Genomic DNA, 16,632 nt, shown 5'->3' with positions numbered 1-16,632 from the left:
ACACTCTCCTCATGATCCGAGAGCCAGCCGAAGTTCATGTCGATGACCAGGGACGTGTGGAGCTGCCGCTTGGCCTGCTCGCAGAAGCCGGCATCACACCTGGTGCTGATCTCGTTGCTTTCAGTGATGGTGACGGGCGGATCGTACTCAGGAGGGCCGAGGACTCGATCAAGGACCTGATCGAGAAGGGAACACTCTGAGTGGCGGCTTCGCCGCTGAGGTGCGAACCCACTGGCCAGAACGACCTACGTCTCGAAGCCTTGCGGCTCCGGTTCGAGACTGCCGACGAACGGGGCCCGTTACCGCTGCCGGGGTTACGGCAGGCCATCAGCGTCTCTACTCGTCCGCGAGATCCTCGAGCAACTCGGCGAGCCCTTCGGTCCACGATGGCTGGGGCAGGGCATCGAAGGCATCGCATGCAACCAGGACCGCCCTGCCGAGAACGTGCAGGTCTTTGACGGAGCGCCCGTAGATGTACCATCGCCCGTACACCTGATCGATGCCGCAGCCGCTTTCCTCGATCAGCCGGGCGAGTAGGCCCGCGCGCTCTGGATCGGGCACAGCACCAACCATCGGATACTTGGCGTGATGACGCTTGTTGAGCCCGCTTGAGCAGGAGTAGAAGGTTGCAATCCGGGCGGCGCTGAGCGCCAGACTGAGCCCCGCCACCCCGATGTCGTTCCAGTGGAACGTGTACGCCATCAGTTCGGCATAGCCGACGTCGTCAGCGTCATGCAACTCGTCAAGAACCGCCTCCATCCCGTCGGGCTCCTCAGACCTCCCCGCCCGCTCCAGGAGGGCGGCCTCCTCCGTCAGACACTCTGCGGCCTCTTCCCAGCTCGGGAGCCCCAGGCATTCGTACTCGTGGTGATCCGTGAAGCCCCTGGCCACGTCCTCTGCGCTCAAGCCCGTGAGTAGCGTTTCCAGGTCGTAGTCACGACGGATGTACACATCGAACTCGGGAATCATGCCTCTATCTTGGCGAACTGCCAGCTGACATGTGGGTGGTTCTCGCTTGAGGTACGAACCACCGGCTACGGGTGGGGGGTAAATCCCAGCCGCAGTGCCTCGGTACGGGCGTGCAGGGCTTGGACAGCCTGGGTCTCGGGAACTTCTTGCTCCAGTTCGAGGCGCCTGCCGACGAACTGTGCCAGCTGCCGCTGCCAGGGTTCGAGGTTGCGGGTCTCTTTGGCCCATCGCTCGATCGCGAACCACTCGTCGGCCGGGATCAGTGCTACCGCCTCGCTCGCGCCCTCGTCACCACCGGCTCCGCCGGCGAGTGCCGCCTCGTCCAGCGAATGGTCCAACAACTCCGACGCCAGAGCACGAGGTATCGTCCAGGGCACCCTGGACACGGCGTCCCAGCACGCCGCCTTCTTGGCCCACTCGCCCACGTGGTTTCCCTCAAGCGGCGTGGTCACCGCCCGCATGACGCGGGGGCAGAGATCGTGGATCGCGGCCTCCAGCACTGGTGAGACGCCCTGTTCTCGCCAGATCCGGTCGAGATCGATCCTGCGGTCCGTCGCCAGGGACAGGCGAGCCACGGTGTAGGTGGTGATCATGCTCTTGTGGCTGCCGGCTCCATGGATGGCGGCGATCCGGTCCACAGCCTTGAACAGGATGGCCATTGCGATCACCCGCTGGCAGTACTGGACGTCGACGCGGGGCGGCGCTTCGTCGACGTTAACCATGAACTCGACGAAGTTCTTCTGTGCTCCGCGGCTCACGTGGTACGGCAGCTGGTTCCAAGAGTGGACGAACTTAGCGAGGTCCGCCTTCGTGAACTTCTGCTTCGTCGGATTCAGCTTCTTGAACTGCCGCTGCCTGGCCGGGGTGCGGGCCTTCGCCAGCTCGTCCGTGTACTGACCGCGCGCACGCTCGTAGAACCAGTGGGTCTCCTGGCCGCTGCCGTCCGTCGCGGGAGCCCAGAGGGAGCGGGTGATCCGCTGCATGTCCACGTGGTAGTCGTGGTTGGAGCTGAAGTCGACCTGGGTCACTCGGTTCTGCGTGTTGGAGTACTCCGAGATTTTCGGAACGATCTCCGCGAGCCGCTGGGGCGCCACCTCCGTCAGTTTCATCTGGACCCGGACGTGGGATAGATCGGCCTTGTCGCGGCTCCGCGCATAGTGAAGCGAGGCTGTCGTCTGACCACCGTTCACTATCTGGAGGCCGTGTACTGCGGAGATGTGGGTCGGCTCGCCGTCCGGGCCCCTCACGAAGTCGACCTGCGACGCGGTCGCGGTGATCCCGTTGTTGTAGGCCAGGAATCTGCCTGGTGCGTGCAGCAGGGTTTCCCGGATACCTCGGTTGACCGCTCCGCGGGTCTGGAGGAAGGAACGCACGTTGAGCTCAAGGAGCCGGGTGCCATACTCCGCGTACAGCTCGGCGAGCATCTCCCCGGGTATGACCGCCAGGACCACGGAGTGGTCCTCCTCCGAACTCGGGGCGGAGACACACGGAAGCGGAGGGCTGAACGGCACCATGATGGGCTCTCCGAGGGCGCCCGACGTCGCGTGACGGTGCAGGCGCGCCAGGTCCCACACCTCATGGGTCACCGGCAGACCGTCGAAGTGCGAGACGGGGACCTCGGTCGAAGTACCCACCCGGTTGCTGAGCAGGAAGAGCCTGATCCGCTGCACCTCGGTGAGGGCCTTCTCGACCGCCGCACACATGTCGTACACGTCGAAGGACTCGTCGATGTGCTGCTGCAGCCCGTCCCGGCAACGCTGAACGAATGCCAGAAGTCGTCTGAAGGATGTCTCGGTCTGCGCTTTCGTGAGCTTGGTCTCCAGCGGTGCCAGCTGGAAGTCGGTCACGAACAGGTCCAGGGACTCGCCCGACTCGCCGATGCCGTAGCCGTGTACCTCGTGCCCGTGCATCTTGTGGTAGGCGGTGAAGGTGTTGGACACGACGCCGGCCTGCTCGAGGTCCTCGAAGACCCGACGTGTGAACGCCTCCGGGGTTGTCGTCCCCTCGGCGTCAGCTGTTGCTTGGACGTCGGCGACGAGGTTCCGCGAAAATTCGGCCAGGTCGAGCTCAGCCATGGGACCCCCCGATCAGTTCTTTCACCTCGTCGGCCGTGGCGCGGTAGGCGTCCAGACCCGAGGTGCTCACGTGGTACGTGCAGTCGCCGACTCCCTCGGGCAGGTCCGATTCGACCAGTCTGGGGAAGCCTTCCCGTACATGCCAGAAACGAAGCTCGCGGAGGGTGTACCGGGGTTCCTCGTAGAGGTCACGGTGTCCGGGGAGGTAGCCAGCCTGGATGAGCAGACCGTCGAACCGGGTCCGAGCGGCGGGGCTCGTGAGCTGCTGTCGTATGCCCTCCACCCGCCTGTTCAGGCTCTCTCCCGATCCACCACGTCGTTCGTCGAGCTGCGCGAGGGCGAGGAGCAGAGCAGGGGTCCCGGTCCCGTCCAGCTGTCGCTCACTGGCGATCCGGATGTTTCGTGGGCGCTTCGCGACGCTGGCCTTGGTCTCGATCGCGACCTCGGGGAGCTGGAAGTCCTGATTGGTCCCCGTGGGACCGGTCCATGCTTCCACGGCCGAGGTCTGGGCCAGCGAGGCTAGGAGGAAATCGCCCAGTATCAGGAGTTCGCCGTAAAGGCCTCGCCGCATCTCGGCACTCAGTCCGTCCCTGCTGACCGCGCGCAGAAGGTCCTGCCACCTCCCGAACCTATCCACCGCGGCCGCCATGGCTTCGGCGGCGGCCGGAGCGGCTCTCGCCGTGTCGGCGACGTCGCTGACGAGAGGGTTGAAGACTTCACGGAGTTCGTTCGCGGTCAGGACGACTTGGAGCTCGTACTCGACCCGGGACACCGCACTCAGGTTCATTTCGATCCCGGCAGCCTTGGGGAGGCGACCCACCGACCGCACGATTGCGTCTGCGGAGCGGGCGTCCGCTCGGAGGACAAGCATGCGCTGTCGACTGGGGTGGGATACGGAGAGGAAGATGTCGAGCGGTGACTCTGGGTACAGGCGGAGGCTGGATCGCCCCGGTGCCTCCTGGGGGGTCTCCAGCTCGTGCCACGCGTCCTCTGTGACGGTCACGCCTCGTCCTCCTCGACGATCGAGTAGATGTCGTCTTGGAGCCAGACGGTGTTGGCGACGTACTCGGTCTTGGACTGGTGCTTCGAGTGAGGGAGGCTCACCTGGAAGCCCACGAGAGGTGTGGTCGACACCCCGACGCCGTCCTTGTTGACGGGCATGACGGGGTAGATCAGCAGCAGGCCCTGGTCCGGGCGGCGCTGCCTCCGGATGTACGTACCCGATGGGTTCTGCGGGGGCGCCGCCTTCTCCGCCTCCTCCGCAGCCTTTCGCGCGGCTTCGCGTGCCCTCTCCTCCTGGGTCGGGTCGAGACCGATCAGCTCGTCCTGAGGGCTGATGACCCGGCGGATCGTGTACCTGCCCTCGCTCTCGAAGTCGTCCTTGAGCGCGGCTCGCTTCACAGCACCGACGGTGTGTCCGGCGATCTGCCGCGGCCACTTCGACGTCGTGCTGCTGACCAGAACGACCGTCCAGTCGACCAGTTCTCCCACCTTCGCGCACTGGTCGATGTACTTGGCAATGAGCCTCGGCCGGACCCGCTGCGCCATGGGGTCGGTCTCGTAGTCGGAGAGAAACTCGGAGACCAGTCCGGGAGAGACACCCTCCCACTGCACGTTGCCGCCCTTGGGCGTCGCCTTGAGACCCCCCGCGCTGTCGAGTCGTCGGACGAAGCCCTCAAGGAGCCTGAAGTTGTGAGCGACGGTCCGATCGGCGAGCTTGAAGATCACTGTTTCCGGCCCTTCGCCAGAGTAGCTGAGAAGGATCTTCTTGCCCTTGCGCATCTTGTTGGGCGCCGTCACTGTCAGGCCTAGTGACGAGGACCGCACCTTCAGTCCGAACGCCGTCGGTTCGAGGCCGAGCGTGGCCATCTCCTCGACTTCCCGGCGCAGTTCGTCGGTGGCGGCCGTGACCTCCACGTAGGCGTCCTGAAGCTCGGGGGTCGTGTACAGACGGCATAGGTCCTCGTGTTTTGGCCGGTACCCGAACCACCGCCCCATCTGGAGGAGCGCGTCGTATGACTTCGACCAGCGCAGGTAGTAGCTGACCGTCAGACCTTCCAAAGTGAGGCCGCGGGAGAGTTTCTGCCCTCCGACAGCGATCACGGAGAGCCCGTCCTTGCGGTTCAAATAGTAGTCGAGCGCGTCCTTGGACGTGCCGTTCACCGCTTTGACCTGGATCTTTCGGATGGCGTCAAGGAGTTCCGCCGAAACCTGATCCCACGTGAGGCGCTCGGCCTCGTCGGTCGGGAACTGTTCCGTGGTGGGGACGAATTCCCGCTCCCAGAGCCCCTGGAGTTCCTCGCGGAGCGCGGGGCCCTTCCCGTACCGGTCCCGGAGCGTGTCGACGAGGAGTCGCAGATGGTCGTCGACCTGGTTCCGCACCAGCCCCTGCACCGAGGTGAAACGGGTGACGTGCACCAGCATCGAGTTGTGCACCTTCGTCTGTCCCCTGGCCCGCCGAGCCGCGCAGGCGAGCACGAACGAGGAGATCGCCTCGCGCAGGGACGCAGGCAGCTCGGCGCCGGGAACGTGGCCCGACTTGTGCTTGGCGGGAAGCCAGATCTCGGCGTCCTTCACGTGACGCACCAACGGCAGAGGCGGCGTGTCCTCCTCGTCATCGTCGTCGACCTGGAGGCCGAAGACCCGCTCGGGCCCAAGGTAGTTGGAGGGCGAAGGAAGGCTGCGGATGAAGCTTGCCGGAAAGAGATCCTCCCCGACCTTCTCGTTGTTCGCCTCCGGGTTGATGTAGATGTTGGCGAACGGTGTGGCCGTGTATCCAACGTACGCGGATTGGTCGAACGCGTTGACGAGGTCACGTATCGCGGCGTTGGTCTTCGTCGGGTCCGCGTCGTCGTCCTTGGTCGTGTCGATCGAGGCGTTGTCAGCCTCGTCGTCGATGACGAGCAAGGGAAGATCCTTCACGACCTTCTTGCCGTTCTCGTCCTCGGTCCCGTGAACGTCGATCACCCAGTTACGCACGTACTCGAGAAGCTTCCAGTGCTTCTTGACGACGAGCACGACGGGGAAACTCCCGAGAGGGAAGTTGGTGTGGGAAGCCGTCTTCTTGCCGAAATCCCCCTTCGCGCTGCTGTTCGTCGGCGAGGCGATGTCGAGCTTTTTCGCGCCCGGCATCCGGCCCGCGCCGATGAGTCGGGACTTGCCGACCTCGTTGGACCGCCTGTAGTGCTGGGTGTCGAAACCCAAGAGTCCCTCGTCGACCCGTAGCTGTGTCTGGCTGCGGAGGTCGTCGTGGATGCCGGCTAGCACCACGATGAGCCGGTAGCCGGCATCAACGGCCTTGGCTGCAAGCCCGATGTACTGGCCGGTCTTGCCCGACTGCACCTGACCGATCACGAGCCCCTTGCGGCTCCAGGAACCGGGGCGGCGTGGATCCTCCAGCTGGCTCAACACCTCGTCGGAGCTCTGGTCCAGCCGCCTCACGACCCACGGCGGAAGGCTCACCACGTCCTCGAGGTAGCGCCGGTACCGCTCCCAGAAGTCCCAGTCACGGTCGTTCTTCGCCTCCGGCAGCCACGGCTCGTGGCCCTTGGAGTCAGTGAGGCCCGAGGATCGCTCCTGGAATACGGCAGTCATGGCCTCGATCTCCTTGGCCAGCTGGTCCCGGTCCAGGGATTCTCCCTGTGCGGCCAGCATTCCGAAGATGGCGTTGACCGCGTTCTGTACCTCCTCTGTCTTCGGCTGACGGTCCTGTGGCAGGAACCCGAGAACCAGGCGGGTGGCCTTGGCCATGGGGTCGTCGGGAACGGCGCTCACGTGGGACCTCCAGCGGGATGTAGACGGTATCGGGCAGGGTAGGGGCGAGCACCGACAACAGCTCGGGGGCTCATCTGCTCCAGAAGCCCTGTAGTTGGTCGAAGGGAGGCATGGTCCGCAGCCTCTCGCGCGCAGCGGCGGGCGAGCGGCCCCCAGAGACGAGCGACTCGTAGATTCGCTGTGCGACCTCGGTTGCCGCCTCGTCGGCGGGCCCGGGTCCACCGAACGGTTCCGGGTCGTCGCTGGTGTCCGTCTCGTGCATGACGCGGAGGGCGGCGACGGGCACTGTCTCCTCCAGGAGCCGGATTAGCGCACGGACGTCTGCAGTGGTGTTGCCGCCAGGTCTCAGAGCAGCCTGGACCAGTGGGTGGCTGCGGTTGATCCTGCAGGTGACCTTGCCGTCCGGTCGGCGCACGTTCCATGCGTACGACAAAGGATCACCGTGGGTACGCGCGGCGACTTGTCCACGGTGCCGTAGCACATCCGCGGCCACGGCTCGGGCCTGCCGTGCGATGCGGTGAAGGTGCGGACGCAGACCGACGGGCGGGACGACGCTCGACTTCCTCACGTCGACGCCCCACTCGGCGTCCGTCTCGGCCGGGATGTCGATGGCAATGCGCGCCAGGTTGTACTTCTCCTCGCGGCGCATGCCTCTCTGCCCCAGCCAGTCACCCGCCAGGATGAGGCGGTTGCGGCGGAAGACGTAGAAGCCCTGCTGGTCGAGCCACCCCTGTGGTCCTGCGGCTCTGTCGTACTCCTCCGGCGTCAGCCGGTGGGCGCTGGGGAGGATGAACGCCTCGACCCGTACGGAACTGCCGCCGATAGGGAGTTCCTCTGAGGGGAGTCGCTGGACTGAAGGGTGGTTGCCCATGAACGGATCCCAGGGCTCCACCCGGGTCCCGGACACTCGCAGATTCCGGCGTCGGGTTCCAGTGAGGAAGCGGGCGAACACCATTCCGAGGTGCGACTCCGTGCGGGCCGCCTCTGCGTAGAACTGCTTCTGGGTGCGCTCGTCGTCCTCGCTGACGTCACCGCCGTGGTAGCCGTTCAGCCGTCGCCAGAGCACGATCGTGCCGTGGCCAGCGGCACTCCGAACTCTGTCCAGCACGGTTGTCGTGTCGTCGTCGGCTCCATGGAGTAGCCGCCACTCGCCGGTCTCCTCGACGACATCGAGGTCCCAGGTGCGCGTGTGCCATTCACAACCGGCCTTGGCGGTGGCCACGGTGAGCTGCCTCGACTGCGAGAACGAGGCCGACTTCAGACCGACGCCGAAGCGGCCCAGATCCGTGGAGGAGCGCGACGTCGCGGGCCCCCGAGCCGCCACGGTCATTGCCGTGACGAGCTCCTCAGCGGTCATCCCCCATCCGTCGTCGACCACCGCAATCCATGAGTTCCGTCCTGCCCAGGCGAACTCGACGTCGATGTTCCGGGCTTCCACCGAGATGCTGTTGTCCACGAGGTCAGCGATGGCCGCTGGCAGCGAGTACCCCAGGGAGCTGAGCGAAGCCACCATTCCCGCGGGCTCAGGAGCCGCGATGTCGTACGTCATGGGTGGATCCAGTCCTGCTTCCCCGTTACGAGCGTTCCTTGGAGTGCAGCCGTCTCGGAGGTCCAGCGGAACCGAGCGGCGAGCACCCCAGATTCGGGGGACGCCCCATCGCGTACTCAGTCTGTCGCACACGACATGCCCCCACCCAAAAGCCGATAGTACTGGAGCCATTGGGCATATCCCATGACCACGACCCTCACGACGGCGTAGCCTGCGGGCGTGCTCACGAAGTCACCAGGGAAGGAGGACTGGGTTTGTGCCACGACGCCCTCCCGGCCCTGCTCCGTCCGGTTACCACGGCCCGCCGGTCGTCCGCCTCGAAGCGAACGTGCTGATCGACCTCCAACAGCACGGGGCCACGCTCGTGAAGGACGAGCCGCTGCCCGCTGCGAGTTGCTGAGGACAAGGCCCATGCCGAAGAGCTGTCCGGCCTCGGCGACCTGCTCAACCTGTGCCTGCTGACCGACATCCGATTCGTGGTCACTCCCGCTCGAAGACCGATGCCAAGAAGGTCAACGAGTGTTTCCTGGCCGCAGAACTTCAACGACGTTGAGATCGAGCTTCCCCAACGAGGAACAAAAGCGAGAAGGAGCTCCCCGATGAGCGAACGAGACCACCTCGTCGAGGATCTCGTAGCTGAGATCCTCGGTCCCCGAGGAGGGCCGATGGAGAGGCTCGGGGGCGACGAGGACCCGCTTGACGAGTACATCGTCGGTGTCCTGGCTCCGTTCTCATCCCCATCGGTCGAGGTCGACTCGGACCAGGAGCTCGTCGGCGATGAGCTCCGGGACGGTGACGACGACCTCGATCCAGGCGACTCCGTCTCAGGACATCAGCCGGTCGGCGCCGGCCTTCCGCCCCTGGTTATCGACCCCCGCGCCAGACCGTCATCGATGGGCGTGTCCCTGGCGGTCAGCGCCCCTGAGGGGCCACGCCTCGACATCTGCGGTACCTGGGCCAGATACCGCAATGAGGCGAACGGGGAATGGCGCAGGGAGCCACACGGGGCTGTCTGGCGCGACGTGGACTGTTCCGTTGACACCTCGCTGAGCGATCCCGCGGATCCGGGGGTCATGGTGAGGGTCCGAAGCCGAAGGGATTCCCAGGGCATCTGGAAGATTTCGGTGTTCGTGGTCAACCAGAGCACCGTGGAATCAGACCACCCCTCCCCGTCGGACCACGTGTTCCAGCCGCAGGTACGTCTGCGCTGTCAGAGCGGAGTTGAGCTGGTTCCATTGGAACACCAGCACTTGGCGCAGGACGAGGAGGACGCGAGCCTGGCGCTTCTTTACGAGGGCCGTCCCGTCCTTGCGCGGGGGCACCTCTGCTCCGCCGTCTGGCGTCAGGTCGACCCGGAGCGCCCACATCCAGGAGGGGTGGAAGGAACCCGACCCCCGTTCAGGTGGTCCGATGGGCGTCACCTGTTCGACGACGGGACGGTGGCCGAGTTCGAGCCGGCCGACGTCCGGTCCGAGTTCGTTCCTGTGGTTCCCGTGAACGCCCCGGACAAGGGCTGGCCGACCGGCGCCGGGGATCCACCCGAGCTGGACCCGGTGGAACTGGCCGAGATCACGGATGGTGCCGTACTCCGCCGACGGCTGGAGCCGCTCGCGGACGCGTACGAACGCTGGATCGAGGGCCAGGCTGGTGTGATGGGAGACCATGCGCCAGGCACAGCGGCTCATCGACACCTCTCTGGGTGCCGACGTGCGCTCGACCGGATCCGTGACGGCATAGAGGTGTTGGCCAGCAACCGCGACGCCCTCCTCGCGTTCTGCTTCGCCAACCGTGCGATCGCTCTCCAGTCGCAGTGGACCAAGGGAAGGGTCAACCGCTGGTGGCCCTTCCAGCTCGCGTTCCAGCTGATCAACCTACGAGGGATCGTCGACGACACCCATGAAGACCGCGAGGTGTGTGACCTGCTGTGGTTCCCGACCGGTGGAGGCAAGACCGAGGCGTACCTCGGACTTGCTGGATTCACTCTCGCGTTTCGGCGGCTCCGGGCCCAGCACGAGCAGGTGCCCGGGGGAGGAGCAGGCGTGACCGTCCTCTCCCGGTACACACTGCGGCTCCTCACGATCCAGCAGTACCGGAGGGCACTCGCGATGGTTACCGCGTGCGAGTTCCTCAGGGTCAGCGGCTCGCCCGGGCAGCGTGGCTGGCGTCCCTCAGGATGGGAGGATCTCGGTGACGTCCCGTGGGGGTCCACCAGGTTCTCGGTCGGGCTGTGGGTGGGCGGAACCGTGACCCCGAACAACCTGCAGGACTTCGAATATCGTGACGCGAACAACAGGATCGTCAAGCGGCACGGAGCCATCTCGATTCTGGAGGGGAAGGAGGGCGAGGGTGACCCGGCCCAGATCCTGAACTGTCCGGCCTGCCGGTCGACCCTGGCCCTTCCACCGGAGGGCCTGCGTGAAGGCGACACGGGTGTGCTGCATCTCGTCGTGGGCGACCCTGATCCCGCTCTGGGCCCGGACGTGGCACCGCAGATCTCGGAAGAACCGTTCGACGTGACCGCGGTCACGGTAACCCGTCATCCGGACCCGTCGTTCGTGACCGTGTCCGTTCGGTTCCGCGTCACTGCGGACGTCTCCGACCAGAGCGTCGACAAGTGGTTCGACGGGCATGTGCGTCGTCTGCTCGGTTCCAGTTCCTGGCTCGTCTCAGCGCGTGCGAGCCGACCGGGGTACTTCGTGCGGACTGCCGACTGGGGCAAGCGACGAAGCGAGAAGCCCGTCGAGTTCGAGATTTTCTGTCCGCACCCGGAGTGTCCGCTCAACTCCGACCTGGCCTGGTCCGAGACGACCGAGGTCGGTGCCTGGCCCGTGCCACCGGCCTTCGCCCGGCGGGACGGTTCCTCGACGCACTGTCCTGTGCCGGCGTGGACGGTGGACGAGCAGGTCTACGCCAGGTGCCCGTCAATGGTGGTGGCGACGGTGGACAAGTTCGCCCGTCTGGCGTTCGAACCGAGAGCCGGCGCTCTGTTCGGCAACGTTGACAGACTCAACGAGCACCTGGGCTACTACCGGGCCTGGGCACCTCCGCTCGGGCCGGCGACCCTCCCACGAAACGCACGTGAGGAGGTGACAGCTGGCAAGAATGTTCCAGTGTGTGGATTCCGCCCACCCGACCTCGTGCTGCAGGACGAACTGCATCTCATCGAAGGTCCTCTGGGCAGCATGGTCGGCCTCTACGAGGCTGGCATCGACCTCCTCTCCACGGTGCCCGGCGGCAAGAACACTGTCAGGCCCAAGTACGTCGCCTCCACCGCGACCGTCCGGAGGGCGGAGGAGCAGGTCCGTTCGCTGTTCGACCGGAGTCTGGAGGTTTTCCCTCCCCAGGGACTCCGCGCGGAGGAGACGTTCTTCTCCTCGACCGGCTCCTCCCATCCACTCGACGCACAGGAGGCGGGTCGTCTGTACGTCGGAGTGATAGCCCCCGGCCGCGGGGCGCAGACACCCATCGTCCGAATGTGGTCGCGCCTACTCCAGACGCCCCGCGATCGACTCGACGAAGGCGTCGCACAGGAGGAGCTGGATCCGTTCTGGACGCTCGTGGGCTACTTCAACGCCATCCGCGAACTGGCCGGAGCAGTTGCGCTGGCTCGTCAGGACATCCCCCAACGCCTGGGGAGCGTTGCCGCGTCGCCGCGCACTCTGGACGAGCAGGAGCCGATGGAGCTCTCCAGCCGCACCAGTTCCCTACGGCTCCCTGGCATGCTCGAGGAGCTGGGGGTTCGGCTGGCGCCTGGCCGGGAACCTACGAACGCGGTCGTCGCCACCTCGATGTTCGGCACGGGTGTCGACGTGGACAGACTCGGACTCATGGTCGTACACGGGCAGCCGAAGACCACCTCCTCGTACATCCAGGCCACCGGTCGCGTGGGCCGGGGTGTTGGCGGTCTCGTCGTCACTTTCTACCGGGCATCGCGCCCGCGGGACCTCAGCTACTACGAGTACTTCGCCGGCTACCACACCACGCTCTACCGGCACGTCGAGCCCGTCACCGTCAATCCCTTCGCGCCCCGGGCAAGGGACAGGGCCCTGGGCCCGGTGATGGTGAGTGTCCTCCGCCAGGCAGCGAGCGTTCCAACCGCGACGGGCTCCGTGGAAGTCGACCAGCGGTGGCGGATCCAACAGCGGCTCAGCGACGGGGGCTGGTTCTGCCGTGCCCACGAGATGAGCGGTGCCCACTTGCACCCCGAGGTGGACCTTCTCCCCGGGTTCCTCGAGGAACGTGCCGCCCAACAGCCCGCCCTCCGCCGCCCACCGACCTCGGATACGGAGAACCACGCCCGCTCGGAGTTGGAACGTTGGCGACAGCTTGCTGATCGAGTAGGTAGTGCCTTGCTGTACAACGAGCCGACAGTCACGCGTCCCGCCTCTCGGCCGGTCGTCCTCGGTGACCTCGCGCACCTCGTTGCGAACACCGGTGAAGCCTACGAGAACGCACCGAACTCGCTGCGTGAGGTGGAGGCCACCACCACTGTCAAGGGAAGGGGATGAATCGTGAGCCGTCCCTACCAGGAGATCCGCCCATCCCAGTTCGTCATCACCCTCGGCCCTGGAAGCATTCTCGAGACCGGGTCCGGCCCAGTCGTGTTGAAGACCGTGGACGCACTCTTCAACGAGATCGGCCGTAAACCCCAGGACTTCGAGATCGTCGACGAACGGCTCTCACGTCTCGAGCTGAACGATGCGCGTATCGCTCGTGTGCCCACCAACGCCGAACTCGGACTCCCCTCTGACAGAACGATCTACCCCACTCACGCGTTTCCCTTCTGGTCCCTGTGCACGCAGCACCGACCGCACCAGGTCCTGTACGCGGCCGACAGCGGCTGCCCGGAGTGCCCGTCGGTGTCGTCGCAGCAGCGTCGGGAGAAGGCGGGGCGCGAGGCGATCCGTTTCGTGCAGGCATGCGAGAACGGTCACTTGGACGAGGCCCATTGGCACGGACTCGTACACGAAGGTGGAGGATGCGGCACAAAGCACTACCTATGGCACGGGGGTGGCCGCGCCCTCCGGCTCGTCCGCATCGAGTGTCCCCGTTGCCATGCGACCGCCAACTTCGGCCAGGCATACGCCAAATCGTGGCGGTGTAGTGGCCGCATCGTGGAGCACGGAGGGCGCCCGGCGCCGGCAACGGCGCGGTGTGTGCAGAAGGCCCGCATCGTCCAGCGAGGGGCCGCCAACCTACGGCTCAGCCTGCTCCAGAGCGCGCTGACGATCCTGGATATGCCGACCAGGCTGCATGACATCCTCAGCGATCGATCCCTGATGGGGGCAGTCGGGGCACTTCACCCTCTTGGTCTCCTCGACCAGGTGGCACTCATGGCCGGGGCTGAACGGGCCGGGCTTCCCCCGGACGCGATTGAGTACCTGAAACAGACACCCTGGTCCGAGATCAGCAAGGCGGTTGACCAACTACTGGGGGTTGGCAACACGGCCTCGTCGTCACTACGTGACGACGAACTCGACCGTCTACGCCAGGCCGCGACCTGTGGTGTTCCGGCAGTGCCACACCCGCATCCGGGCTCTCCTCCGCTGTTCGAGGTTCGCCAGGACGACGTGCGTCTCGTACAGGGGCCCGATCACCGTCACAGGCTGCGGGTAGCACCTGTCAGCCGTCTCCGCATGGTCATGGTCCAGACCGGTTACCAACGGTTGGACCCGCAGAAGGCTGAAGAGGTGTCGACCGCCTTCGATTGGAACGGCACCACCTGGTACCCGGGCATCGAGCTCTTCGGCGAGGGCGTCTTTATTGATCTTGCGAGCGACTCACTCACCCTGGAAGGCAGCAGGGCCAACCAGTGGAACGAACGGTCCAGGAGTGATCCACACGGTGATCTGTCACTCCACCCCGCACACGTCTGGTGGCACACCCTCTCTCACCGCCTTCTTCGGGCGCTGTCAGTGGACTCCGGATACTCGTCCGCAGCGATCCGTGAGCGGGTCTATCTCAGCGTGCGGGACGGCAGGGTCACGGGCAGTGGACTTCTCCTCTACACGGTTCAACCCGGTGGAGACGGCACCCTTGGAGGACTGGTCGCCCTCGTCAACCGGTTCGAGCACGTTCTTTCGCACGCGCTCCGAGACGTCGACAGCTGCTCGAACGACCCGTTGTGTCAGGAAGCGCCGTCGGTGGGGGCCGACGGAGTCGCCTGCTACTCGTGTCTCCTGGCGTCGGAGACCTCGTGTGAGCATCGCAACCAGGGGTTGGACCGCCTTCTTCTCGCTGAGAACCTACCGTGACCTTCTGATCGGGTGGGGGCGGTCATCGATCGCTTCTGCGTGGGCTGAAGACAGCCGACGCAGAAGCGGTGTGCTGTACGACTACGGGCGGCTCTGGTTACTCGACCAGTAGCCGGAGTACCGTTCGTAGGCGAGTTGTCCGCTGAACCGGATGTTGTCCTCGATGTCCACAACGAGGCAGCTCTCTGTTCCACCGAAACGTCGTCCGCGCATGCCTCGACCGATCATCTGCTCGTACAGGACCGGGCTGGTGGTGGGGCGACCGACCACCAAGGCACGCACCGCCGGAGCGTCGAAACCGGTCGTGAGGACACCGTAGTTACAGAGTACGGACAGGTGCTTGTCGCGGAACTGTTCGATGAGCGCGCGCCGTGTGGCACTGCGTGTGTCGGAGGTGACGACCTCCGAGGCTCGGCCGGCGCGTCGCAGTAGGACAGCCATTGCTATCGCGTGTTCCACGGTGCAGCCGAAGAACAGCGTCGGCCAGTCCGGCGGTAGTTCGAGCAGTTGCTTCAGCAGAGCACGGTTCCTCGCGTCCGACTCACCGATTTGACGAAGAAAGCCAGGGTGGAAGTCGTCGAACTGATCGAAGTGCGCACGGTAGCTTTCGACATCCTCCATCTTGAACTCAGGACCGGCATAGGAGAGTACCTTGTGCTCTGGCCGCGACAGGATGTTTTGCTGACGGAGCTCGGACACGATGTCCTCTCCCAAGGAGCGGGAACTGAGAAGCTTGCTGTGGAACTTGTCTGCCAGCTGGCGTGTCTCGGCGTTGACCCTGCGGAACGGGGTGGCTGTCAGTCCGATGAGGGGTACCGGGGCCTTCTGTCCGAGTTCGATCCCAAGGAAGCGCAGGACCCTGGTATAGCTGGGGGCCAGCATTCGGTGCGCCTCGTCGACAACCACCGCGCCGAGGTCCTCGCGCAGAAGCTCGAGTTCCTGTCGTACGTCCTCGTTGGTGCCTCGAAGAATAGCGTCAAGCTTCTGGATGCTGGCCACCACGACGTCTGGGTCGCTCGGAACTGAGGCGTTTCCCCAAAGCCGGGCAATCTCCATAGTGTGCCGTACCTGGTCATTGCGGTGCCCGAGGTCTGTCCACACCTCACGGAACGCCTGGACGGCCTGCTCGCACAGCTCCTCACTTTGGGCGATCCAGAGGACGGCCTGACGGCGTTGCTGGGAGATGCGCCATTCGATGAGGCTCTCTACCGCGGTTCTGGTCTTTCCTGCTCCTGTGGGCAGGGTCAGAACACCACGGTTGGCGCCCGGTGCCCCGGAGAGCACCTCGATCATTTGCTCCTTGAGGTCCTGTTGAAAGTCCTCCAGGTCTCGGAGAGGCACAAATGGGGCAACTTCCAGAGTGTCCGGCTCCCGTGTACTCCCCGGCAGACCAGCAAATGCGGGCGGGATATCGAGGACTCGCACGAAGTGGCGGGGCCAGCTCTTACCCGGCTTCCACGTACGCTCCGCGATCTTCTTGGCTTTTGCTCTGTCGCCACCACGGCTGCGTTCGCCACCTCGGTAGTCGTGCAGTCTCTCCAGCTCGTCCTCCGATGCCCGAAGCGCAAGCCGTTCCCGTAGCATCCGTGACTCGAGAAGACCGAAGCCCGACCTGTCGACCAGGAACTCGGCAAGCTCGTCCTCGGGAAGCTTCTGCCGCAGCCTTCCGGATTTGTTCTCGACCGCTGCGATGATCCACTCCACCGACTTCCTCGAGCGAGATCGCCCTCCGCTCTCCAGGTCCTCGATCACCGCCCGTAGATCCCGAGGAGCGAGACGCCGACGCAGTACTTTGATTGCCTGGGAGCGGTCCTGCTCGCTCAGCTGGCCGAAGGCTTCCATCAAACACTGTCTCCTGGAACAAACGCGGAGCTGTCTGTACTGGTCATGCACAGACGGTCGAAACGGGCAGGTGGGAGTACGTGAGTCTTTCATGGGCGCAGGGGTTGAGTCCCGGGAACGGCTGTATGGGGCAGCCGGCCCAGCTGCCCCATCGTGAGATTTCGTGTCG

At 65.2% G+C, this 16,632-nt stretch carries 9 protein-coding genes; 3 read left to right on the top strand and 6 right to left on the bottom strand.

The window, feature by feature from the left end; genetic code table 11:
* The first annotated feature begins 11 nt into the window (after positions 1-11).
* Positions 12-200: a hypothetical protein gene (locus tag ACIGXJ_RS03360; protein ID WP_399641004.1), complete on the top strand. Its 189-nt coding sequence runs from the start codon at positions 12-14 to the stop codon at positions 198-200.
* Positions 201-336: 136 nt separating this feature from the next.
* On the opposite strand, the gene ACIGXJ_RS03355 is transcribed toward ACIGXJ_RS03360, so the two are convergent.
* The 5 genes from ACIGXJ_RS03355 to ACIGXJ_RS03335 all read right to left on the bottom strand — a co-directional run bounded on the left by ACIGXJ_RS03355 (position 337) and on the right by ACIGXJ_RS03335 (position 8,367).
* A complete protein-coding gene (locus tag ACIGXJ_RS03355) occupies positions 337-969 on the bottom strand; it encodes a hypothetical protein (protein ID WP_399641001.1) in 633 nt (210 codons plus the stop codon).
* Positions 970-1,034: 65 nt separating this feature from the next.
* Entirely contained in the window at positions 1,035-3,044 is a 2,010-nt protein-coding gene (locus tag ACIGXJ_RS03350) for an AIPR family protein (protein WP_399640999.1), read from the bottom strand.
* Entirely contained in the window at positions 3,037-4,047 is a 1,011-nt protein-coding gene (locus tag ACIGXJ_RS03345; protein WP_399640996.1) for a PD-(D/E)XK motif protein, read from the bottom strand. The genes ACIGXJ_RS03350 and ACIGXJ_RS03345 overlap by 8 nt, the downstream gene beginning before the upstream one ends.
* On the bottom strand, positions 4,044-6,818 hold the full coding sequence (locus ACIGXJ_RS03340; protein ID WP_399640994.1) for a Z1 domain-containing protein: 2,775 nt from the start codon (positions 6,816-6,818) through the stop codon (positions 4,044-4,046). The genes ACIGXJ_RS03345 and ACIGXJ_RS03340 overlap by 4 nt, the downstream gene beginning before the upstream one ends.
* A gap of 70 nt (positions 6,819-6,888) precedes the next feature.
* Positions 6,889-8,367, bottom strand: coding sequence for an ATP-binding protein (locus tag ACIGXJ_RS03335; protein WP_399640991.1), 1,479 nt, complete (start codon positions 8,365-8,367; stop codon positions 6,889-6,891).
* A 599-nt stretch (positions 8,368-8,966) separates the two neighbouring features.
* Between ACIGXJ_RS03335 and drmA the strand changes: the two genes are divergently transcribed.
* On the top strand, positions 8,967-12,875 hold the full coding sequence (gene drmA, locus ACIGXJ_RS03330; protein ID WP_399640989.1) for a DISARM system helicase DrmA: 3,909 nt from the start codon (positions 8,967-8,969) through the stop codon (positions 12,873-12,875).
* 3 nt (positions 12,876-12,878) lie between these two features.
* A complete protein-coding gene (gene drmB, locus ACIGXJ_RS03325; protein WP_399640986.1) occupies positions 12,879-14,621 on the top strand; it encodes a DrmB family protein in 1,743 nt (580 codons plus the stop codon).
* 81 nt (positions 14,622-14,702) lie between these two features.
* Here drmB and ACIGXJ_RS03320 read toward each other — a convergent pair whose 3' ends face one another.
* Positions 14,703-16,463 (bottom strand): DEAD/DEAH box helicase, encoded by a 1,761-nt coding sequence (locus tag ACIGXJ_RS03320; RefSeq protein WP_399640983.1) that lies wholly within the window; start codon positions 16,461-16,463, stop codon positions 14,703-14,705.
* Positions 16,464-16,632 lie beyond the last annotated feature (169 nt).

Origin of the sequence: Streptomyces sp. NPDC053367, assembly GCF_044545925.1 — a bacterium.
Taxonomy (GTDB): Bacteria; Actinomycetota; Actinomycetes; order Streptomycetales; family Streptomycetaceae; genus Streptomyces.
The sequence above is the reverse complement of the archived record's forward strand: the minus strand, read 5'-3'. Positions and strand labels throughout refer to the sequence as shown.